The organism is Xanthomonas sp. NCPPB 1826 (genome assembly GCF_056725285.1).
The window spans coordinates 3,041,263-3,064,414 of record NZ_CM161521.1 but is presented as its reverse complement, the minus strand read 5'-3'; the positions used below and the strand labels follow the sequence as shown (position 1 = coordinate 3,064,414).

The following is a 23,152-nucleotide window of genomic DNA, read 5'->3' as shown; positions in this document are numbered from 1 at the left end:
CTCGCCACGCGCCTCGGTGGGCGTAAGAACAACAGCAGTGCGACGCGATCGCCGGCAACGATTGTGTTGATTGGTTGGTAAACAAACGTCATTGGTTATTTCTCAGTTCTGCACCGGAGCCACCATGAGCATCAGCAGTATCGCCAGTTCCGGAATGCAGGTCGCCGCACTGCGCCAGCAGGTTGCCGCCAGCAATGTGGCGCGTCAGCCGGTGGACGGCAGTCCACGTCAGGCCGTTGCAGCCAGCACGCAGCTCAATGGTGGAGTGGCAGCCAGCGTGGTCGACGCCAACGCCGATCCATCGGCACCGGCCAGCGATCTGGTCGAAGGCCTCTCGGCACGCAACGACTTCCAGGCCAACGCCACTGCGCTGCGGCGCTCCGACGAAATGCTGGGTAGCTTGTTGGACGTGTTGAGCTGAGAGCCTGGATTGGACGAAGGCCGGTTGTCGACCTAGTGCATTAGGTGCATGGCCTTCGCTTTGATGCCGTATCTGGCTGCACCTGAAACCGGATTTACGTTCTGCATTTCGTGGAGTCAGCGAATTGATGGCTGCTGCTTATGCCAGTATCGATAGACGACTCGATAGTGCGCTTGTCTTGGCTGCGGGCTTTTAGGGCAGTGCGGATAGAGCGCAAGCGTGGAGCAGCTGGTCTGATAGCTGGCCGCAGGGCCGTTGCCCGCCCACCATCGCAGGACACGCCGCAAGTCCGTGTAGGCTCTTACGCGGCATCCATGCCGCGTAAGGTCCCGCGACGGTGGGCAGCCAACGGCCAGTCGAGAGTGTCGGTTTGCAGTGTGCAAGCAATGCATGACGCGCTTCTGATTCGCTAACGTTCATGTGGTTGCGGCCCAAATCAGCAAGCCGATGGAATCCGCAAGATGGACCACTTTTCACAACGCTAGCGTAGCCCCGGGTGCGATGTCCTTGCCGATTGCGGGACCGTGCGGCGGCATCAATGCCGCCACCGAGCCCCCACGGGCGGGTTCACAGCGTGTCCGGCGAGCGGCGAGGGCACCGCGCCTTCGACTGACTCGCGTTTGGCCTGGAGCGTCATGCTGACGGCGTTGTACTCACGGCCCGTCACTGCCCAACACCTGCGCCGCATCCACGATATCCACGCCCTGCAGCTGTCCCAGCCAGTTGTCGAACCAGGGCTTGTGCGTAGCGCCCACCACCGCCAGCACCCGTGCACCGGGTTGGTCGGCAAAGCTGGCGCGCACGTTGGACACCATGCGCAGGTTGCGGATTTCCCAGCCGGACATGTAGCGGTAACCGTAGCGCTGCGGCGAGCCCTCGCTCAGTGCGGCGCGAAAATCCACCGCGATGGCCAGCTGCTGGCTGGCCGGCAGGTTGATCGCGCGATAGAGCTCCAGCAACTTGCCTTGACTTGCCAGCTGGTCCTCGTGCTCGCGCATGGCGCTTGCCCGCGGCGCGGCCTTGTCCCAGGCGGCCTGGATGGCCTTGCCGTACGCCGCCGGGTCGCCCAGGTCAACGTTGTCGCCGGTGTGATCGTCGGCCGGGTGGACGCGTTGCAGGCCAAGGCGTGCCGCCAACCGTGCGGCGATCTGGTAACTCTCGTTGGGGCGCTGTTCCATGCTGCGCAGTCGCGCGACCAGCGCCGCATCCAGGCCGTCGCCGCTGCGCTGTTCGGCTGGCGCAAGCTGCAGCCACTGCACCAGCGCAGATGGTGGCTCGCCCGAGGCCAGAAACAGCGCAGCCAGGTGCCGGCGCTGTGCCGGTGTGGGCGCACTGGGCAAGCTGCGGAGCGCTACACGGACCTGGCCGAGAGCGGTGGGAACGTCCAGCCCGGTGGCACGCGCCGCCTCGCTGGTGTCGGGGCAATAGGTCGTGGTGTCCTCGGGCAGATACACCGCCGGATGGCGCCGCATCAGGTCGCAGGTTTCGCCCGACAGGTCCTCTGTGGTGATGATGGTCGGCGCGTACGCGGCCAGCCGGTCCATCAGCGGTTGCAGCCGTGCTGTACCGATGGGCAACTGCGACAGATGCACGCTGCCGAGCACCAGCACCTGGGTGCGTGGCGCGGCCATCTCGGCATCCAGCTGCGACAGGTCCACCTGCGCCTGCGCGATGCAGGGCGCGATCAAGGCCAGCCACAGCCAGCGATGCGCCGGACGTTGCAACCGCCTGGCAGACGCGCTGCCGACATCGAAAAATCGCGCTGCGGCGCGGGCACTGTGCGCGATGCGCGGTAGGGATGGCTGCATGACGGTCCTTGTGGGTGGGCTTGGGTTGCGTGGCGGTCTGGCGACGATGTCGCCTGCGTCTGTGCAGCCAGTGTGGCTGCCACCGCAGATGCCGGCGTGGCCAGAAAGTCACGTGGCTAAATGGCAGGGGGGCGGCAACTGGGCGCTGCGCCGTTGCTGCGATGGCAGCGCAGCAACAGCTGCTTGTGTGCGGATTTCCGCATACGTGCCAGACAGCTGCCACAAGACGCAAGCGGCGCCGTCGCGCAGGATGTGGATGAGATCAACCGAGGGCGCGACGATGGACCGCAGAAGCTTTTTGCGTCAGGGCATGGCGGCAACCGCGGCGGTGGGCGCGGGTGCCGCGCTCGCGCTGCCGGGCACGCCGCACACCCCGGCGACGTTGCCGCCACCGGCGTTGCCGCGTCTTGAGGCGCTGCCGTCGGCCGCGCATGTGGGCAGCAAGCTGTGCAGTTTTGAACACCTGCAGCAGCAGTGGACCGTCTACGAGCATCTCGACAACCCGCAGGGCCAGCTGACGCTATGGACCGACAACGGCATGCTGCGCCTGGACAAACGCACCGAGCCGGCCTATCCCGCCGAGGGCAAGCCGTACTTCGGGATGCCGCTGGCCGAGGTGGCGATGGCCGAGGCAGATCTGCTCGCCGACCGCCTGCTGCGCGATGGCGACCCGGACGAGGCGCAGGTGCGCGATGTCGCGCCGCCGCCGGCCTCGCTGCTCGACCCCAAGGACAATGGCGGGCGCTGGCCGTGGACCACCTTCGTCGGCACGCGCGAAGGCCTGGACACCATGCCGATCCTGCCCAACGGCCGCAGCCGCACCTCGCGGCCGGAACACGCATTCGCCGAGCTGGGCGAAGAGGCGCTGATCAAACGGCGCGAGGAAGGTCTGCTGGGTGGCTGGATGCCGGCGGTGCGCAAGGTGATGCGGCGCGAAGGCGAGGTTGATAGCTGGTACGACGTGCTGGTGTTCGCCGATGTGCGTGCCAGCGATCGCTTCGTGGTCCAGACCTGGCATCGCACGATGCAGGTACGCGGCGGCGAGATCGTCGGCGTGCATTACACCCACAGCTATCCCGCGTTTGCACCGTCGCGCAAGCCGGCCACGGCTGAGCAGTTCTACGCGGCGTTGATCGATTTCGCCGCGTACTGGCAGCAGGCCCTGGACGGCACGGTGCAGGCGCAGCTGCCCGATGCCAGCTGGAACGACATGGCGCAGTTCGCCTTCGCACGCGAGCTGGTGGTGCGCCCCGGTGGCGATTATCCGAAGTACGGCGCGGTGGAACGCGACTACTACGGCAACGAGTACGACGGCTTCCAGGACACTTTCACCAGCTCGTTCTACGCCAACCTGGAATGGGGCCGCTTCGCGCAGGCCGCTGCGGTACTGGACAACTACTTCGACGACTTCGTGCAGGACGATGGCTTGCCGAACATGCGCGGGCCGGAAGTCGGGCAGTTCGGGCTGACCCTGTCGCTGCTGGCGCGCTATCTACGCTATACCGGCGATGCGGCGCGGCTGCGCCGCCTGCTGCCCAAGATCGCCGCCACCGCCCAGCTGCTGTGCGAGCTGCACGACCAGGCGCTGGCATTACCGCGCAACGCGCATGGCCATGGCCTGCTGCACGGCTGGAACGAATCCGATGCCTGCCTGTTCCCCGACCCGTCGCTGTGGTGGAAACCGTATTACGCCAACAGCGCGCTGACGATACGCGGCTGGGAAGACATCGCCCAGGTCTGGAGCACGCTCGGTGGCGATGCCGGTCTGGCCACGCGATGGCAGCATCGCGCCAGGCAGTTGCGCACACGGCTGGAGGCCAGCCTGCGTGCCAACGTGCGCCGCGATCTGTCGCCGCCGTATATCGGCCCGTTGCCGGGCACCACACTGACGTTTCGCCAATCGCTGCTGCAGGAAAAGCCCAGCGAGCAGCAATGGCCGCACCGTGCGTATGCGGAATTGCTGCAGGCCGATGTGCTGCCCGACGACCTGGCCAACCTGGTGATCGATTGCCTGCGCGGCCATGGCGGCACCAGCATCGGCGTGGTGGCCAACATCGCCCCGCCGGAGCCGGGCAGCCGCGATCTGCTCGGTTTCATTTCCTACGGCTATGCGCAACAGCTGCTGCGGCTGGATCGCATCGAAGAGTATCTGTTGTTCGTCTATGCGCACCGCTACCAGGTGCATACGCCCGGCAGCTGGACCGCCGGCGAGGTCAGCGGCATCACCGGTGGCATGCCGCTGTTCTGCATCCCCGCGCAGATGACCATCCCGTTGCTGCTGCGCTGGATGCTGGTCAGCGACGACAGCGCAGGCGAGCAGTTGTTCCTTGCGCGTGCGCTGCCGCGCGCATGGCTGGCCAGTGGCGCCGCGATCGGCATCAATGCAGCGCCCACACGCTGGGGCAAGCTCACGCTGACACTGCGCGCCGACGTGGAGGCACGCCGCATCGATGCCGAGGTGCAACTGCCGGAACGGTCACCCAGGCACACCTGGCTGAGCCTGCGTGCGCCCAAGGGTAAGAAGCTCACCCGCGTGCTGGTCGACGGCAAGCCGGCGCGTCCACAAGGCCCGCATGCCGATCGCGTGGCGGTGCCCGGCAGCGCCACTGCGGTGAAGGTGCAGGCCTGGTACGGGTGATGGCCCATTGGCGCGATGACCGTGCCGAGCACGACCCCACCATCTCCGCGGATAAACGCATGAAGCCACTGCTGCATCACACCCAGACCTCCAGGCGGCGTAGCGTCGCAGCATGGTGCCTGAGCATCGCACTCTGGACGCTCTCGGCAAGCGCAGCGGCTGCATCAGCTGCGTCCGTGGCAACCACGCCCGTGCCCACGCCCACACCGGCGCAGTACGCGCAGGCGATCGGTCTGGCCGATCACTATGCGTCGCTGGTCGACAGGCAACCGACGGCGCCGGTATGGATCGATGCGGGGCATTTCCTGTATCGGCGTGGCGTGGCACGTGCCGATCAGGCGCCGGCCATCGAGTACCGCCTGGTGGATGCGGGCAGCGGCCGCAACACGCTGGCCTTCGATCATGCGCGGCTGGCGGCGGCCCTGACGCAGGCCGGTGCGCAGGCCATCGACGCCACGCAACTGCAGCTGGAGGAACCCACCCTGGATCGGCAGCGCCTGGGCTTCCAGTTGGCGAAGCTGGGCTGGCAGTGCGATCTGGCCCGCTATCGCTGCGCGCATGTGCCCGAACGCGACGTGCAGGCCGAGTCGATGGACATGCGCCTGCCGCTCAAGCAGGGCGAGCGGCAGGCCAAGCTATCGCCGGATGGCCGCTGGCGCGCCTGGGTGGAGCAGGCCAATCTGGTGATCGCACCGGTCGGTGGTGGCGAGCGCAGCGTGCTTAGCCGCGATGGCAGTGCGGACGATTACTACGCACTCGACAGCGTGGTGTGGTCGCCGGACTCGCAGCATCTGGCTGCGTATCGGGTCAAGGCGCCGCCGCCGCGCATGGTCTATTACATCGAATCGGCGCCGGCCGATCAGCTGCAGCCGAAGTTGCACCAGCAGGTCTATCCCAAGCCCGGCGATGCCTTGCCGGTGATGCAGCCGGTGTTGTTCGACATCGCCACGCGCACCGCGCATCCGGTGGCGATGATGCTGCTGCCCAATGCCTTCAGCTTGAGCGAGATGGTCTGGTGGAAGGACAGCCGCGGGCTCACCTTCGAATACAACGCGCGCGGGCACCAACTGTATCGGGTGATTGAAGTGGACGTACGCACGGCTGACGCGCGCACCCTGATCGAAGAGACCTCGCCCACCTTCATCGAATATTCCGAACTCAGCGGAACGCACGAGGACGGCGGCAAGCATGCGCGGCGCGATCTGACCGACGGCACGCAGATCCTGTGGGCCTCCGAGCGCGATGGCTGGGAGCACGTGTATCTGTACGACGGCCACAGCGGTGCGGTGATCCGCCAGGTCACGCAGGGCGACTGGGTGGTGCGCAAGCTCGACTACATCGACGAAGCCGCAGGCCAGCTGTATTTCACCGCCTCCGGCATTCAGCCCGGCGAGGACCCGTATTACCGCCATGCCTATCGCATCGGTCTGGACGGCACCGGGCTCACTGCATTGACGCCGGCAGCCGCCGATCACCAGGTGAATTATTCGCCGGACGGCAAATGGTATCTGGACCTGTACTCGCGATTGGACCTGGGTCCGGTGCTGGAGCTGCGGCGCAGCGCCGACGGCGGCCTGGCACGCACGGTGGAGCGCACCGACCTGAGCCGTCTGCAGGCTGCCGGCTGGCAGCCACCGTTGCCGTTCCACACCACCGGCCGCGATGGCAAGACCGAGATCTGGGGCGTGATCCAGCGCCCCACGCAGATGCAGCCACAGCAGCGTTATCGCGTGATCGAATACATCTACGCCGGCCCGCAGGGGTCCTTCGTGCCCAAGACGTTCACCCCCCGCATGTCAGCGCTGACCGCACTGGGATTTGCGGTCGCGCAGATCGATGGCATGGGCACCAACAATCGCTCGCGCGCGTTCCACGATATGGCCTGGCGCAACCTCAAGGATGCGGGCCTGCCGGATCGCATCGCCTGGCACAAGGCTGCTGCCGCACGGTACCCGTGGTACGCCATCGACGGCGGCGTCGGTATATACGGCACCTCGGCCGGTGGCCAGAACGCATTGGGTGCGTTGCTGTTCCATCCGGAATTCTATGTGGCAGGCGTGGCCAATTCCGGTTGCCACGACAACCGCATGGACAAGATCTGGTGGAACGAGCAATGGATGGGCTGGCCGGTCGGGCCGTGGTATGCCGAATCGTCGAACGTTGAAAACGCCGCGCGCCTGCAAGGGCATCTGCTGCTGGTCACCGGCGACATGGACATGAATGTCGATCCGGCCAGCACCTTCCAGGTGGCCGATCGGCTGATCAAGGCGGGTAAGGATTTCGATCTGCTGGTGGTGCCCGGCGGCGATCATGGCGCCGGTGGCGATTACGGCAAGCGCCGCCTGCTGGATTTCTTCCTGCGCTGGATGCAGCAGGCGCCAACGCCGGACTGGAACCACGACCAGCCTGCGACGACGCAGGCGCCGTGATCCGTGAGGCCGGGTCTGCCGGCCGACCATTTGACTGCAATGCCTAGACCACGGCCGCTGAAACAGGGCGGGCAGGGCAGTGCACGCTGATTGCCGTCATCGCGCTGCTGCATGCATGCGCGGTGCTCGATTTCTAGATCGACTGTCATCGCACATGGTTGCAAGCGATACATCGCCTCGGGCGTTTCGCCAATCGTCTTGCGCATCGTGTCCAGCTGGGAACACCGCTGCAGAGCGCAACATCAGCGCGGGCTCATTCATTTGCGAACCATGCAGTTTTCCGCATGCGCTGTCGCCAAATGCGACAAGACGTAGCGCGTGCGCACAGGCACATTGTGACTAGCTGATGAAACTGGAGCGCATGGGCGCCTCCGGTGCGGAACCAACACCCTTTTTGACAACACGCGCTGCTGCGTGACCCTGCGTGGTCGTGCGCGTCGCAGGTTGTCTGCATGTCTGCAGCACAGCGCTGGCGAGAAGTTTCGCTGCGTGCGCGTCTGCCATCCATCTTGCCCTGCGCTGGCGTCCGCCGGCACGGGTGTGTGTTGCCCATCGTTTGTCTGCCATACGAATCAGGAGCCTTGCATGCCGATGCCGCTGTTGCCTTTCTCCCGGACCTCCGGCACGCCCACGCGCCCGGTGCCGAGCATGCTCAGCGCCGCGTTGCTGGTGGCGCTGTCTGCAGGCGTCAGCGCACCGGTGTCTGCGCAGCAGGCCGGCGGCAGTAGTGATGCGCCGCAGACGCTGGACAGCGTGGTCGTCACCGGCTCGCGTCTGCGCCGCGTGGATACCGAAACCGCCAACCCGGTGGTCACCGTCAGCCAGGAACAGATCGCCGCGACCGGCAAGGCCACGGTGGGCGATCTGCTGCAGGAGCTGCCGTCGATCGCCGGCAACGCCACCAATCCGTATACCAACAACGGCGGCGGCACCGGTGCGTCGGCCATTTCGCTGCGCGGTCTGGGCGACAAGCGCACCTTGGTGCTGGTCAATGGTATTCGTCTGGCCTACAACGACGTCAACGCCATTCCGTCCAGCATGATCGAGCGCATCGAAGTGCTCAGCGACGGTGCCTCTGCGGTGTATGGCTCCGACGCTATCGGTGGCGTGGTTAATTTCATCCTGCGCAGCCAGTTCGATGGCGTGCAGTTCAGCAGCGACTTCGGCACCAGCAGCGAAGGCGACGGCAACCGGCGCAACTTCACCCTGACCACCGGCAAGACCTGGGAGCGTGGCAGCCTGATCGGCGGCCTGTCGTACCACAACATCGATCCGGTCTCGGCAGCGGCGCGCGACTATTCCAAGGACGCGCTTGCGTTGACCAACGGGCAACCGGTGAAGCAGGGCTCGTCCGCAACGCCCACCGGCACCGTGAATTTCAACGATGGCTCGGATCAGTCCACGCAGCTTGCGCAAGCCAACGGCTGCGGGCGTGTCACCCTCAACAGCGGCGTGAGCGGTCGCGCCGGCCCGGGCGATTTCCACTGTTACAACGCCAGCGCCGACTCCTACAACTACCAGCCGTTCAACCTGTTGCAGACCCCGCAGAAGCGCACCAATGCGTTTTTGCTGGGCACCTATCGCTTCACCGACAACGTCGAGGGCTACGTCAACACCTGGTTCAGTAAAACCGAATCCGCCTCGATCATTGCGCCGATTCCGATCTTCGCCAACGGCGACAACATCCTGGTGTCGTCGCAGAGTTACTACAACCCGTTCGGGGTGAACTTCGGCACCGATCGCAGCACCGGCACCTCCTACAACGACCTCAACACGCGCGCCACCGTGCTGGGCAATCGCAGCTATCAATACAACACCTACAACTTCCAGATCAGCCCCGGCTTGCGCGGCCGCTTCGGCGACAGTTCCTGGCAGTGGGATGCCACCTTCAACTACGGCAAGGTCAAACAGAAGTCGATCAACAACGGCTTTCTCGACTATGCCGCGTTCAATCAGGCCATTGGCCCCTCGTTCCTGGACAGCGATGGCGTGGTCAAGTGCGGCAGCGCGGGCGCGGCAATCGCCGGCTGCACACCGCTGAACTTCTTCAACCTCAACGACAGCACCAACCTGTCCACCCTGCAGGGCATGGTAGTCAACCCCATCGTGACCAGCGTCTACACGGTCAAGCAATTCGAAGCCAATGCCAACGGCTCGCTGTTCGAGCTGCCGGCTGGCACGGTCAGCCTGGCGACCGGCGTCTCCTATCGCAAGGAGCGCTCCACCACCGCCTCCGACCCGCTATGGACCGGCGACGAAGACGGCCTGTGCGGGGTGATCGAATTCTGTTCGTCCACGTTGGCCGGCAGTTTCGACGTCAAGGAGGCCTATGCCGAAGCGCTGTTTCCGCTGCTGAAGGACCTGCCCGGCATCAACGCCTTGAATATCACGTTCGGCACGCGCTTTTCCGACTTCAGCTCGGTCGGCAGCAAGACCAATAGCAAGGTGTCGCTGGAATATCGCCCGATCGAGAACCTGCTGATCCGCGGCACGGTCTCGGAGGTGTTCCGCGCGCCCAACATCAACGAACTGTACGCCGGCGTGGCCGGCGATGCGGCCACCGTCAACGACCCGTGCAATGGCTACACCGGTGGCAATAGCGTGGCCTGCGCCAATGTGCCCACCGATGGCAGCTACCAGCAATCCGATGGCCAGGTGTCGGGCAAGGTGTCCGGCGCAGCAGTGGCCGGGTACCAGCTCAAGCCGGAAACCGGCAAGTCCTACGACGTGGGGCTGGTGTACGACCCGCAGTGGATCGATGGGCTGTCGCTGAGCGCGGACTGGTGGCGCATCGATCTGGAAGACACCATCACCACGGTGTCGGCGCAGACCGTGCTCAATCAGTGCTTCGCCAACCCGGCCAGCTCCTTCTGCGCGTTGATCCATCGCAACGGCAACGGCACCATCAATTACATCGCCGAACCCACCGTCAACCTGGGCAAGCTGTGGGCCAAGGGCATGGACTTCAACCTGACCTACCGCGCGCCGCCCACCACATGGGGCAATCTCAGCGCCGGCCTCAACGGCACCTATCTCACCCGTTACGACGTGCTGCCCGATACCACCGACCCCAGCTCGGTCACCATCCACAACGTCGGCCGCTACACCCAGGCCTACGGCAATTTCCCGCGCTGGCGTGCGCTGGGCACGGCGAACTGGGCGTTGGACGACTGGAGCGCCACCTGGCGCATCCGCTACGTGGGCCACACCGCCATCGGTAATTCGGATCCCGACCAGAGCCTGTCGGCCGATTCCAGCGAGCCGATGGTGGTGCGCAAGATCGGCGCCTACGTCTACAACAACCTGCAGCTCGGCTACAACGTCGAACCGTGGCATACGCGCTTCGAAGTGGGCGTGGACAATATCGCCAACAAGCAGCCGCCGCTGTATTACTCCAACAACGTCGGCAACGCCAATACCGATGTGGCCACCTACGATCTGCTCGGTCGGTTCTATTGGGCGCGTGCCACGGTGAAGTTCTGATCGGGCCGGTGTATCGCAGTGGTGTGCGGCCAGATGCCATCGGTCGTGGGCGTCATGCGTATGCACGCGCGTGTTGTCGCGATTGTATAGGCGGTTGTTGCAACGGCGCGCGCGGTCTGTGCGCGCCGACAGGAGCTAAGCTGAGCCCATGACCGAGACGTATCCGAGCGAATTGCCCAACGACCACGCGCCGAGCCTGTCGCGGCGGCGCTTTCTGGCGTGGAGCAGCCTGGCGGTTGCGGCGGGTTTCCTGCGCTTTCCGGCGCAGGCCAGCGCCGCACAGCCCGGCAGCGTGCGCGCCGTGCCGCTGGCGCAGGTGCGGCTCACGCCGTCGTTGTTCCTGGATGCGCTGCACACCAACCGTCGTTACCTGATGCGGCTCGAGCCCGACCGGCTGTTGCACAACTTCGTGCTGTACGCCGGCCTCGATCCCAAGGCGCCTGCATACGGTGGCTGGGAGGCGGACACCATCGCCGGGCATACGCTCGGTCACTATCTCAGCGCGCTGGCACTGATGCATGCGCAGACCGGCGATGCGCAATGCCGCACGCGCGCCGGGTATCTGGTCGCAGAGCTGGCACGCTGCCAGGTGCATGCAGGCGATGGTTATGTGGCTGGCTTCACCCGAAAGAATGCAGCAGGGAAGATCGAAAGCGGCCGCGCGGTGTTCGATGAGCTCAGGCGCGGCAAGATCGACCCGGCGCCGTTCTACCTCAACGGTAGCTGGGCACCGCTGTACACCTGGCACAAGTTGTTTGCCGGCCTGCTCGACGTGCACGCGCATTGCGACAACGCGCAGGCGTTGCAGGTGGCGGTGGGCCTGGCCGGCTATCTGCAAGGCATCTTCGCCGCACTCGACGACGCGCAGCTGCAGAAGGTGCTGTCGTGCGAATTCGGTGGTCTCAACGAATCCTTCGTCGAGCTGCATGTGCGTACCGGTGATGCGCAATGGCTGGCACTGGCGCAGCGCCTGCACCATCACGCCGTGCTCGATCCACTGATCGCCCAGCGCGACGAGCTGGTGCATCAGCACTCCAATACCAACATCCCCAAGCTGATCGGCCTGGCACGCGAGTACGAGGTCACCGGCGACGCCGCCTCGGGCGCGGCGGCGCGCTTCTTCTGGCACACCGTCACCGACCACCACACCTACGTGATTGGCGGTAACGGCGACCGCGAGTATTTCCAGCAGCCGGACAGCATTTCGAAGTTTGTCACCGAGCAGACCTGCGAGCACTGCGCCAGCTACAACATGCTCAAGCTCACCCGACATCTGTACCAGTGGGGCCCGCAGGCCGAGTTCTTCGATTACTACGAGCGCACGCTGCTCAACCACGTGATGGCGCAGCAGCATCCGCGCACCGGCATGTTCACCTACATGACACCGATGCTGGCCGGCGAAGCGCGCGCCTGGTCGTCGCCGTTCGACGATTTCTGGTGCTGCGTCGGCAGTGGCATGGAGGCGCACGCCCAGTTCGGCGATTCCATCTACTGGCAGGACGGGCAGGGCGTTTACGTCAATCTGTATGTGCCCTCCAGCGTGCGCGATGCTGCCGGGCTGGACATGACCCTGCGCAGCACGATGCCGGAGCAGGGCAGCGCCTCGCTACGCATCGACGCCGCGCCGGCCGAGCAACGCATGGTCTCACTGCGCGTGCCCGGTTGGGCGCAGTCGCCGAAGCTGCAGCTCAACGACCAGCCGGTCGATGCCACCGTAAATGAAGGCTACCTGCGCATCGCCCGCGTCTGGCGCGCGGGCGACACGCTCACGCTGTCGTTCGAGATGCCGCTACGCCTGGAAGCCACAACGGACGACCCGGCCTGGGTCTCGGTGCTGCACGGGCCGCTGGTGCTGGCGGCCGACCTGGGCGATGCGGCAAAACCCTGGTCGGGCAAGACCCCGGCATTGATCGGCGGCGATGAGGTCTTGCAGCGCCTGCAGCCGGTGGCAGGCCAGGCCGCGTTCGACTACAGCGACGGCAGCCAGCACTGGCGCTTCTCGCCGTTCTACGCGCAGTTCGATCGCCGCAGCGCGCCCTACCTGGAGCATCGCGACGCCGTTGCATGGCAGCAGCATCAAGCCGAGCAGGCCGCAGCAGACGCGAAACAGCAGGCGCTGGACGCGCGCGCACTTGACCGCATTGCCCTGGGCGATGAAGCCTCTGAAAAAGCCCACGGCCTGCACAGCGAAAGCTCCTACGCACTGAGCTACCGCCGCCGCGCCGGTCGTGACGCCCGCACCGGCGGCTTCATCGCCTTCACCCTGCGCAACACCGCGAAGGCCCGCATCCTGCGCCTACGCTACTGGGGCGACGAAACCCGCCGCCGCTTCCGCATCCTGGCCGACGGCGAACTCATCGCCAACGAACGCCTGGACGGCAATCGTGGCCTGGACTTCGTCGATGCAGATTACGCGCTGCCAGCAGCCGTCGCCGGCCGAGCCAGGCTGCAGATCCGTATTGAACCGGAAACCGGCTATTCGGCAGGGCCAGCGTTCGGGTGTTGGGTGCTGGAGTCGGCTTGAATGCCGAAGTAAGCGCGCTGTCGATCTTGCTGCAGCGTGTCTTGTAGAGGGGAAGGCCTACTACCAGAAGGCGAAGCGCAAGCCCACATCAATTCAGCACAAACTTTCCGGCGCGCAAAACAAAGCCCCTCTCCCCTCGGGAGAGGGCATGGGGCGAAGCCTAGTGGCGTTCCAATCGCACGGAGACTCGCCTTTCAGCTTCACCGTATGGAATCTTCCGCCACCGTCACCACCAGTTCGCCATTACGCGCAGTGATCTGCAGCTTGCGCCCAACCGCAAACCCCAACTGCTCTAGCCACAGCCCACGCAAGCGCACACTGGGAATCCGCTGGCTGTGTGGCCGGCCGGGTTCTGCATCGTAGAACGCATAACCCACCGTGCAGCGCGTGGGCGTACGTGCCTTGCGCGGTGGGCGCGGCGGCAGATCGTCCGCGCGAGGCCTGTGGCGACGGTCGAAGGCGAGGTTGTCCACATCGAACGTGGGCGAGGGCACCAGCCGCATGGGCTGCGTGTTCTTTACCGGCGTGGCTGTCCGCTTGGCGGAAGCGGCGCGCTTGGTATTTGATTTGGACCGCTTGGCGGTTGGAGACTGCGCCCGGCTCATCGCTTCACCTCCGCCAGCACCACGGAGCGACGACGCCCACCAGCCAATACCGATGCATCTGTCATGACAACGCCTCCTTCGAAAAATAGGCACCGTCGCCGGCCGGCGACGGGATGTCGGGAGGTTAGAAACCGCTAGTAGTCGGCGGGCGTATTCCTCCCGAAGGAGTGTTGTATTAGCCGCCCTCCCGACGCAGGCATCGCGTCGGTTTGTACCTGCAGGCAGGCACAAAAAAACCCACCAGTTTGACGGAGGTGGGTACCGCTACTAGAGGAGTTTCTACGCTCCTTGAGGCAGAGGTTGCTACTGGTTGTGTGGGATGTCAACTGTCTGGCGACAATCAGTCTTGCCTATGTCTAGCCGCCACAGTGGCTAGCCTTAGATACTTCTGTTAGTCATTAAATGGTTCCTTTTTTGACGAGCAGAACTAAAACGCTAGCGAAGTGATTCGTAAATTACCGTAACGAGGATCATCCACGACGCGCCTGCGATTGCCATTATTAAACCTCTCTTGTCCCAAGCTGATCGGAAAGGCTTAGTTTGAGGCGCAGCTAAGAACGATCCCCATCGAATAAGACCCCCTAGCCCAAGAAAAAATCCACCCGCAAGCATCGCTAGGATATAAGCCAGCTTCATTGCGCTTCACATGAACATTTTTTCTGCTGGATAACTACGGCATTTCCTGCAGCAGCGCCATAAATAGTGGCGTCAAATCCGCCTTGTCTCTGATGCCATCCTGTGCTCTCAGCTCCAGCGCCGAAGTTCCACCAGGCTCCACCAATCGATATTTTTTGATACATCTGATAGCCCAGGCCAAATGAAACTGATCCTGCAGAGAACTTCGCATAAGGACCGTTGAACACATCAGGGTCTGGCACATCATTGGAGTCCATGAGTTCTACTTGCGAACCAGCCATTGAAATTGGTGCCCCTAATCCACCTGCGCCTCCGACTGCCATCACATAGGCAGATGCGAGTCCGCCACCCGGACAGGGGGAAGTGACTTGATAGAAGTCTATGTTCAAGCCGAACTTTCCTGCCCCGACACCAACTCCAAAAGTAGAGCCTTTCCAAGTTGCCAAGCCATAAAAATCCATGTGGACAAAAGGAGCCTGCAATGCGTATCCAAAAGTGCTGCTGCCACCTCTCAAGCCAATCGGATCACTCTGTCCGTATCGCCCGGTGGCGGGGTCGTAGTCCCTGAAGTAGTTCTGATTCAACCCACTCGCCGCATCAAACCGCTGCCCCGGGAAGCGCATATCCAACACCAGCGCCGCACCATCGCCGTCAGGATCCTGATTCGGGGCGGTGTTGCCGAAGGCTTCGCCCTTCAAGCTCCATGTCCACACCGCAACATCGCGGGTTGGGTCGATCACTACGCGCGGGCTGCCCAGGTGATCGGGTTCGATGTAGTGCAGCTTGTTGGCGTTGGCCAGCAGGCCGACCGGTAGATCGTCCAGCCAGATCGCCTGCTGCTTGGGCGCGCCGTTGGTGTCGTAGTCGCCCAGCCAGTGGCCGGCTTCGTCATAGAGCGTGTAGGTGTTGGTGGTGCCGAGGAAGCGGCGTACCTGCTCGCCTTTACCGTTGTAGCGGTAGTTCATGGTCACCGCGCCGGCGCGGCGGGCCTGGGTCATGCGGCCGGTGGTGTCGTAGGTGTACTGGCGCGCGGTGCCGCCGATGGCGGTGGTGTTGCCGGTGGCGTCGTAACTGCGGGCGACGCCGGCTACGGCACTGAGGCGGTGGCTGTCGGCCGGGTAGGTGTAGGCCTGCGTGGCCGTGCCGACCTTGGCGCTGAGGCGGTTGCCGGTGGCGTCGTAACTGTAGCCGTCGATCAGGGTGCCGGTACGGCCGTCCTTGAGGCCGGTCAGGCGACCCAGGGTGTCGTAGCCCAAGCCGATCTCCGGCGTGGGATTGCCAGCCGGCGTCAATGCGGTGAGGTTGCCGGCCGGGTCGAAGCCGAAGCCCACTTCCAGCCCGCCCGGGCGGGTGTCATGGATCGCCTGCGGGCGATAGTCCAGATCGTACTGGCGGGAGAGGGTGCGGCCATTGCCGTAGGTCCAGCCGGCAGCCGGGCCGAACGGGTAATAGCTGGCGTTGCCCAGCAGTACCTGCCGGCTGCCGCCGGCCGGGGTCACACCGACCTCGGTGGTCTGGCCTTGCGCGTTGCGCACGTAATCGACCACCGCACCGTCCGGATAGGTCATGCGGCGCAACTGGCCGCCGACGGTGTAGTCGTAGCGCAGCACCAACGCCTTGCCGTTGCTGGTCTGCACCTTGCGCACCAGATCGCCGAAGCGGTTGTAGCAGTACTGGGTGATGGCGCCGCCGTCCTGCATCTTGGTCAGGCGCCCGATGGAGAAGGTCTCCCCGCTCGTACATGCTGTCTGAGTCACGTCGTAGGTGTAGGTGACGTTGAGGCTGGTGGTTGGATAGGTGACCTTGGTCAAGCGATTGAGCGCGTCGTAGCCGTAGCCGGCGGTGTTGCCGCGCGCATCTGTCTGGGTGGCACGGTTGCCGGCGCTGTCGTAGGTGTAGCTGGTGACGCCGGTATCCGGGCTGGTGAGCTTCACCAGATCGCCAAAGCCGTTGTACTCGTATTTGGTATCCAGGCCCTTGGGGTCGGTGACCTTGGTGAGGTTGTCCAGCGCGTCGTAGTCGAAGGTGGTGTCGGCCTTGATGCCGGCCACATCCTGCAGCGTGCGCGAGAGGCGATTGAGCGGGTCGTACTCGCTCTGCGTCGCGGTTGCCAGCGCATCGGTCACCTTGGTGGCGTTGCCGTTGGCGTCGTACTCGAAGTCGGTGGGATCGCTGGCCGCGGTGGCCTGCGTCTTGAGTTGCCCCAATTGGTTATAGACACGCGAGAGCGTGCGCTTCAACGTGCCGGCCGCGTCCTGGGTGTCTTCCTTGACGCGATTGCCGGCGTTGTCCAGCGTGTAGTGGACGGTGTTGCCCGCGTTATCGGTGATATCGGTCAGCCGATGCGCCGCATCGTAGGTGAATGCAGTGAACGCGCCATCGGGCTGGGTGACCTGCTTGACTAGGCCGGTGGGCCAGTAATCGATGCGAGTGATGCGGTCATCGGCCTCGCTGGATGCATCGCTGCCGCGCACCTTGGTCGATGTTAGCCAGCCTAGCGCGTGGTATTCGTAGTCTGTGACGACTCCATTTGCGCGTTTTACTGACAAAGCCCGGCCAGACTCGTCGTACGACAAGTACTCCGTCACGTGGCCAGCAGAGTCGACTATCTTCCAAAGATCGCCGATTCGATAAGGACACTTTTCTGTTTCATCTGAGCAATTTGCAGCGTTCGTTGAATAATACTGATAGCTTGTTAGGTCAGGTGTGTCTTCCCTTGTTCCATCCAGAGACACCAGAAGTCCTGCAATTGGGCAAATGCCCGAAATTACATCTGATTCCAGGCAATACTTTCTCTTTGTCGTGCGATCATTGTCGTGGGTGCTTAGATCTTTATTTGTCACGGTCACAAGGCGCGATTGATCGTCATATTGATAATCGGTTGATCGTGTTCCTTCTGTCATTTTGCTAAGTAGTGGTTTTTCTTTAAGCCACTCATTGCGAATTGTGCGCAACGCTTTGTCTTTATCGTGCTCTTGCTGAGTGGTTATCAGGCCGCGAGCATTGTATTCATATTTAACAATCCGCCCGGACGAATTCACCTTTGATGTCAGTTGGCCCAATTCGTCATATTCGTAATTAGAGTTGTCGGATGTGCAGTCAGCTGATGAGGTGCCCTCGACTGAGGTTACCCGGTTGACTCCTTGGATTACGTTATAGTGATGGTTGACGCGCGCTCCTAAAGGGCTAACAACTTCCGCATTCCCAGTGGCTAGATAAGAAATAGTGGTTTTTCCTATTTCAGCCGGGCCTGAGCTATAAAGGGCACGATTGAAATCGTCATAGCTCCAACTCACATAACGAACACCGGACTCGTCTGTAATTCCTGTGAGAAGATTAGGGGCTCTAGCTAATTCGTAGTGGTATTTTCGGGAAAGCCTGATGCTTCCCCGCTTTTTGTCCACGTTAACTAGCATTCCGTAAGTGTCATACGAATAGGTAATTTCTAGCCCGCCAATCCGAGCCGAAATGGGTTGATGTTTGTTATCTTCTGTGATTGTCGCGTATCTGCCAGCTAATTCAATTGTAACGACATTTGGAGAGCTGTAAGTAAGCTTGAAATGAAATCCTGCTGAAGTGTCTAGTGAAAGCAATTTCCCACTTCCATTGAATGTCATTAGATTATTGCTCTTGTCCCTGTATCGCCAATTGACGCCATCTTGCTCAAGCGTTCCATCTTGTTGGCTGGAAATTGCTGCGCTCGGCGACATCTGAAAAACAGATTGCCTGCCATCTGCTCGTATTAATGCAACGGATTCTTCGCTGATTAACAGTCGTGTTGAAAAGTTATGTCTCCATAGTCCATCCGTGCTGTTGTAGTATCGTATAAGCTCAAGCCCCTCAGTTCCAAGTTGATTGTTTGCCGAAATATAATCGATCTCGCGCTGGAATTTGTTCCCCGTCGTGACATTGATGGGGTTTCCTTGCAGTTTACCCGGGCCGGAACACGAAGGGTTCAGTGAGCCGCCCATCTCCATGGCGGGCTGAAGATCATCTGGAGCATTGCAGGCACCAGTTGCCGGATTGTATGTATGCCCTGTGCCGCAATTATTACCCTCACGCACGGCAAGGGCTTCAATAAAATTGGGTCCTACTGGAATTGGGTAATTCTTTGGTGGCTCAAGGTAAAAACTGCATTCAAAAATCCATGGTGTGTCCGGCATCATTGAGACTGAAATTGAATTATATGCTCGTCCCTCGTTAATGCCTGAAAGCCATTTGGCATAGCCTTCGCAGGCTAGGTGTGGGCTTGGGAAAGTTTCAGAAATCCGGTGTTCATTTGGTCGCCACTTGTATCCTTCTGCTTGCGCATCGAAATAAGAAAAAATTAAAGATAAAATCAGTGTGCTAAATAGCGACTTCTGAATCCAGGTGCGGCCACTAAAAATGATGGGCCGGACGAGCCCTGGTTTTTCCTTCATTTCATTCATTTGATATTTCCAATGTCCTTATATGCGCGAGCGATTATCTCAGGCTAATTAAAATTTTCTCGAAAAATTCTAATGCCCAAGCGACTGTTAAAATAATAACTTTTTTTCCCAGGCTTGTGCTGGGTGTTTGTATCGCACAAAATCCTTCGGAACATACCATGTTCCTCATATTTCCAACATAAGGCTATTCTCTGATCGCTGAAATCCGGGCAACGCCATCGACCTATGTCTTACACATGGCTTCCGGTCACACTGGAAGGCAAGGGTTTTCGCATCGACTGTCGTGATATCTGGCGCCCAAATGCAAAGACCGGCAGTTAGCCGGTCTTCGCGTTACGCACTATGGATGCCGCTTACGCCGACAACTCCAACAACAACTTGTTCAACCGCTTCACATAGCCGGCCGGGTCCTTGAGGCTGTCGCCCGCCGCCAGCGCTGCCTGGTCGAACAGCACCCGGCTTAAGTCGCCGAAGCGGTCCATGTCGGCTTCCGCATCCAGCTTTTCGATCAGCGGGTGGGCCGGGTTGAATTCGAACACCGGCTTGGACTCCGGCACGGCCTGGCCGCTGGCTTCCAGCAGCTGACGCATCTGCAGGCCCAGGTCGCCCTGGCCGATGGCCAGGATTGCCGGGGAATCGGTCAGGCGGTGCGAGACGCGCACTTCGGCCACGTCGTCGCCCAGGGCGGCCTTGATGCGCGAGGCCAGGCCTTCCTTGGATTTGGCGACTTCTTCCTGCGCCTTCTTGTCTTCTTCCGAATCCAGCTTGCCCAGGTCCAGGTCGCCGCGTGCCACATCCACGAACGACTTGCCGTCGAACTCGGTGAGATAGCTCATCAGCCACTCGTCGATGCGGTCGGTGAGCAGCAGCACTTCGATGCCCTTCTTGCGGAAGACTTCCAGGTGCGGGCTGTCCTTGATCTGCGCGTAGCTTTCGCCGGTGAGGTAGTACAGCTTGTCCTGGCCTTCGGCCAGACGACCCACGTAATCGGCCAGGCCCACGCTCTGCGCGCCGGTGGTGTCATGCGTGGAGGAGAAGCGCAGCAGGCCGGCGATCTTTTCGCGGTTGGCGTAATCCTCGGCCGGGCCTTCCTTCAGCGCCTGGCCGAAGTTGCGCCAGAACGTTGCATAGTCGTCCGGCTTGTCCTTGGCCAGCTTCTCCAGCATGTCCAGCGAGCGCTTGGTCAGCGCCGACTTCATCGAGTCGACCACCGGGCCGGACTGCAGGATCTCGCGCGACACGTTGAGCGACAGGTCGGACGAATCCACCACGCCCTTGATGAAACGCAGGTACAGCGGCAGGAACTGCTCGGCCTGGTCCATGATGAAAACGCGCTGCACGTACAGCTTCAGGCCCTTGGCCGAATCGCGGTGATACAGGTCGAACGGGGCGCGGCCGGGCACGAACAGCAGCGAGGTGTACTCCAGCTTGCCTTCGACCTTGTTGTGGCTCCACGCCAGCGGGTTGCCGGCGTCGTGCGCGACGTGCTTGTAGAACTCCTGGTATTCCTCGTCCTTGATCTCGGACTTGGGCCGCGTCCACAGCGCGCTGGCGCGGTTGACCGCTTCCCACTCCGGCTCGGCGGGCGCGTCGGCCTGTTCGCCGTGGTGCTCCTTGCGCATCTCGATCGGCAGGCCGATATGGTCGGAGTATTTCTTGAGGATGCCGCGCAGCGTCCAGCCGTCGGCAAAGCTGTCTTCGCCGTCCTTCAGGTGCAGCACGATGCGGGTGCCACGCTCGGGCTTGTCGACGCTGGCGACCTCGAACTCGCCTTCGCCACGCGAAGACCAGTGCACGCCCTCGTTGGCGGGCAGGCCGGCGCGACGCGAGTACACGTCCACCTGGTCGGCGACGATGAAGGCGCTGTAGAAGCCCACGCCGAACTGGCCGATCAGGTTGGCGTCCTTCTTCTGGTCGCCGCTGAGGTGCTTGAGGAAGTCGGCGGTGCCGGACTTGGCGATGGTGCCCAGATGCGAGACCGCATCCTCGCGGCTCATGCCGATGCCGTTGTCGTCGATGGTGACGGTGCGCGCGTCCTTGTCGTAGTCCACGCGGATGCGCAGCTCGCCGCCGCCTTCCAGCAGCTCCGGCTTCACCAGTGCCTCGAAACGCAGCTTGTCGGCGGCGTCGGCGGCATTGGAGACCAGCTCGCGCAGGAAGATTTCCTTGTTCGAGTACAACGAGTGGATCATCAGCTGCAGCAGCTGCTTGACCTCGGTCTGGAAGCCAAGCGTCTGCTTGTCGGTATCAACGGTCATTGGGGTCGTGCTCCATGGTGGCCCAGGCCGCAACGCGGCCGATGGCCTGGGGGATGAGGCCGTGTGGGGATTTTTCAAGGCGGGCGTGCGCCAGATCGCCTGCGTCCGTGCCGGTCGGGCAGGGTGGTTGCGGCGATCGCGGCGGTATCATGGCCGGCCAACCGTCCTGCCTTGAGCCATGTCGCCATTTGCGCTGCCGCCGTCCTGCACCCGTTCGTTCGCACCCGGCGCGTGGCGATGAGCCGCCCCGCACGGCCGGCGCCACGCGGCGCGGAAGGGCAGGTGCGCATCGTCGGCGGGCGCTGGCGCAATACCAAGCTGGCGGTGCCGGACCTGCCCGGCCTGCGCCCGAGCAGCGACCGCGTCCGCGAGACGGTGTTCAACTGGCTGATGCCGCGCCTGCCCGGCGCGCGCGTGCTGGACCTGTTCGCCGGGTCGGGCGCGCTGGGCCTGGAGGCGGTGTCGCGCGGCGCCGCGCACGCGACCCTGATCGAACGCGACCCTGGCCTGGTGCAGCGCTTGCGCCAGCACGTGACCAGGCTGGATGCGGCCGATCAGGTGCAGGTGCTGCAGGAGGATGCGCTGCGCTGGCTGGAGCGTGCGCCGGTGGCGCAGGCCAGCATCGCGTTCGTCGACCCGCCGTTTGCCGCCGGGCTGTGGCCCAGCGTGCTGGAACGCCTGCCCGCGCACCTGAGCGCCGATGCCTGGCTGTACCTGGAAGGCCCGGCCGAGGTCCCGCCGCAGGTGCCGGCCGGCTGGCATCTGCACCGCGAAGGCGCCACCCAGCAGGTGCGCTATGCGCTGTACCGCCGGGCCGCTGCTACACTGAACGGCGATCCGACCCCGGTAGTTTCCGTATGAGCGTGGCCAATAGCCGCACCGCCGTCTATCCCGGTACCTTCGACCCGATCACCAACGGGCATATCGATCTGGTGAACCGCGCCGCGCCGTTGTTCGAGCGCGTGGTGGTCGGCGTGGCCTACAGCCCCTCCAAGGGTCCGGCCCTGCCGCTGGAGCGCCGCGTGGAGCTGGCCCAGGAAGCACTGGCCGCGCACGCCAATGTGGAAGTGCGCGGCTTCGACACGCTGCTGGCCCACTTCGTGCGCGACATGGGCGCCGGGGTGCTGTTGCGCGGCCTGCGCGCGGTGTCCGACTTCGAATACGAATTCCAGATGGCCAGCATGAACCGCCATCTGATCCCGGAGGTGGAGACGCTGTTCCTCACCCCGGCCGAGCAGTACAGCTTCATCTCGTCCTCGCTGGTGCGCGAAATCGCGCGGCTGGGCGGGGACGTGTCCGGTTTCGTTCCGGCTTCGGTCGTCGAAGCCTTGCGGCAGGTGCGGCAATCCCGCGCGCAGGCCTGATTCTCTAGCAGTCACATCACCACATGCTTTTCAAAGGGAGGAGTTTCATGAAACACACAATGCGCGCGCTGGTGCTCGCTTCGATCGCTGCTCTGGCCGTCACCGCCTGCAAGAAGGAAGAGCCGGCACCGACCGCCGCCGCCGCTCCGGCTGCGCTGACCGCGCCGGCCAAGGACGACAACGCCGGCTGGAAGAAGTACCTGCAGGAAGTGGTCGGCCAGAACCTGGGCACCACCACCAACAGCCCGTTCCTGTATTACTTGCCGCCGGAGTCCGATGCCGAGTTCGCCGGCAGCTACGAGCGTCAGCTGGAAAGCGTCAAGACCGCACTCGCGCGTGGCGTGCAGCCGGGCAACATGCTGGCCTTCGGTTCCTCCGCCTCGACCAAGATGGCCGACCTGATCGACGCCGCGTTCAAGGACGTGCCGGCCGATTCGATGAAGGGCGTGCGCGTGCTGTTCATTGGCAATGCGGCCGAGAATGCGCGGGTGCAGGGCATCGTCCAGCCCAAGGGCGTGGAATACACCTTCGTTGAAGCCAAGTAATGCCGTACCAG

At 63.0% G+C, this 23,152-nt stretch carries 12 protein-coding genes; 8 read left to right on the top strand and 4 right to left on the bottom strand.

The genetic code is table 11. The features are described 5' to 3' along the window. The first annotated feature begins 124 nt into the window (after positions 1–124). Positions 125–421: a flagellar basal body rod protein FlgC gene (locus tag AC1PLA_RS12910; RefSeq protein ID WP_065031652.1), complete on the top strand. Its 297-nt coding sequence runs from the start codon at positions 125–127 to the stop codon at positions 419–421. 653 nt (positions 422–1,074) lie between these two features. Here the strand turns inward: AC1PLA_RS12910 and AC1PLA_RS12905 are convergent. Beyond that, entirely contained in the window at positions 1,075–2,229 is a 1,155-nt protein-coding gene (locus AC1PLA_RS12905) for a DUF5694 domain-containing protein (RefSeq protein ID WP_481104681.1), read from the bottom strand. A 280-nt stretch (positions 2,230–2,509) separates the two neighbouring features. On the opposite strand from AC1PLA_RS12905, the gene AC1PLA_RS12900 reads away from it, so the two are divergent. The 4 genes from AC1PLA_RS12900 (at position 2,510) to AC1PLA_RS12885 (ending at position 13,303) form a co-directional block, all read left to right on the top strand. Further along, positions 2,510–4,867: a glucosidase family protein gene (locus AC1PLA_RS12900; protein WP_481104680.1), complete on the top strand. Its 2,358-nt coding sequence runs from the start codon at positions 2,510–2,512 to the stop codon at positions 4,865–4,867. Between the two features lie 59 nt (positions 4,868–4,926). After that, complete coding sequence (locus tag AC1PLA_RS12895) at positions 4,927–7,296, top strand: S9 family peptidase (RefSeq protein ID WP_481104679.1); 2,370 nt, start codon at positions 4,927–4,929, stop codon at positions 7,294–7,296. 585 nt (positions 7,297–7,881) lie between these two features. Continuing rightward, on the top strand, positions 7,882–10,779 hold the full coding sequence (locus AC1PLA_RS12890) for a TonB-dependent receptor plug domain-containing protein (protein WP_481104678.1): 2,898 nt from the start codon (positions 7,882–7,884) through the stop codon (positions 10,777–10,779). Between the two features lie 148 nt (positions 10,780–10,927). Next, complete coding sequence (locus AC1PLA_RS12885; RefSeq protein ID WP_481104677.1) at positions 10,928–13,303, top strand: beta-L-arabinofuranosidase domain-containing protein; 2,376 nt, start codon at positions 10,928–10,930, stop codon at positions 13,301–13,303. A gap of 200 nt (positions 13,304–13,503) precedes the next feature. Here AC1PLA_RS12885 and AC1PLA_RS12880 read toward each other — a convergent pair whose 3' ends face one another. From AC1PLA_RS12880 to htpG, 3 genes are all read right to left on the bottom strand, one after another. Further along, a complete protein-coding gene (locus tag AC1PLA_RS12880; protein WP_039815081.1) occupies positions 13,504–13,908 on the bottom strand; it encodes a SymE family type I addiction module toxin in 405 nt (134 codons plus the stop codon). A 632-nt stretch (positions 13,909–14,540) separates the two neighbouring features. After that, positions 14,541–18,974 (bottom strand): RHS repeat-associated core domain-containing protein, encoded by a 4,434-nt coding sequence (locus AC1PLA_RS12875; protein WP_481104676.1) that lies wholly within the window; start codon positions 18,972–18,974, stop codon positions 14,541–14,543. A 353-nt stretch (positions 18,975–19,327) separates the two neighbouring features. Further along, positions 19,328–21,232, bottom strand: a complete 1,905-nt coding sequence (htpG, locus tag AC1PLA_RS12870) for a molecular chaperone HtpG (protein WP_046343176.1) — start codon at positions 21,230–21,232, stop codon at positions 19,328–19,330. Positions 21,233–21,403: 171 nt separating this feature from the next. On the opposite strand from htpG, the gene rsmD reads away from it, so the two are divergent. The 3 genes from rsmD to AC1PLA_RS12855 are packed head-to-tail and all read left to right on the top strand — an operon-like array spanning position 21,404 to position 23,141. Then, on the top strand, positions 21,404–22,093 hold the full coding sequence (gene rsmD / locus AC1PLA_RS12865) for a 16S rRNA (guanine(966)-N(2))-methyltransferase RsmD (protein WP_180969259.1): 690 nt from the start codon (positions 21,404–21,406) through the stop codon (positions 22,091–22,093). Continuing rightward, on the top strand, positions 22,090–22,596 hold the full coding sequence (coaD, locus tag AC1PLA_RS12860; RefSeq protein WP_006448932.1) for a pantetheine-phosphate adenylyltransferase: 507 nt from the start codon (positions 22,090–22,092) through the stop codon (positions 22,594–22,596). Before rsmD ends, coaD begins: the two co-directional genes overlap by 4 nt. 47 nt (positions 22,597–22,643) lie before the next feature. Further along, a complete protein-coding gene (locus AC1PLA_RS12855; protein WP_026064505.1) occupies positions 22,644–23,141 on the top strand; it encodes a hypothetical protein in 498 nt (165 codons plus the stop codon). Positions 23,142–23,152 lie beyond the last annotated feature (11 nt).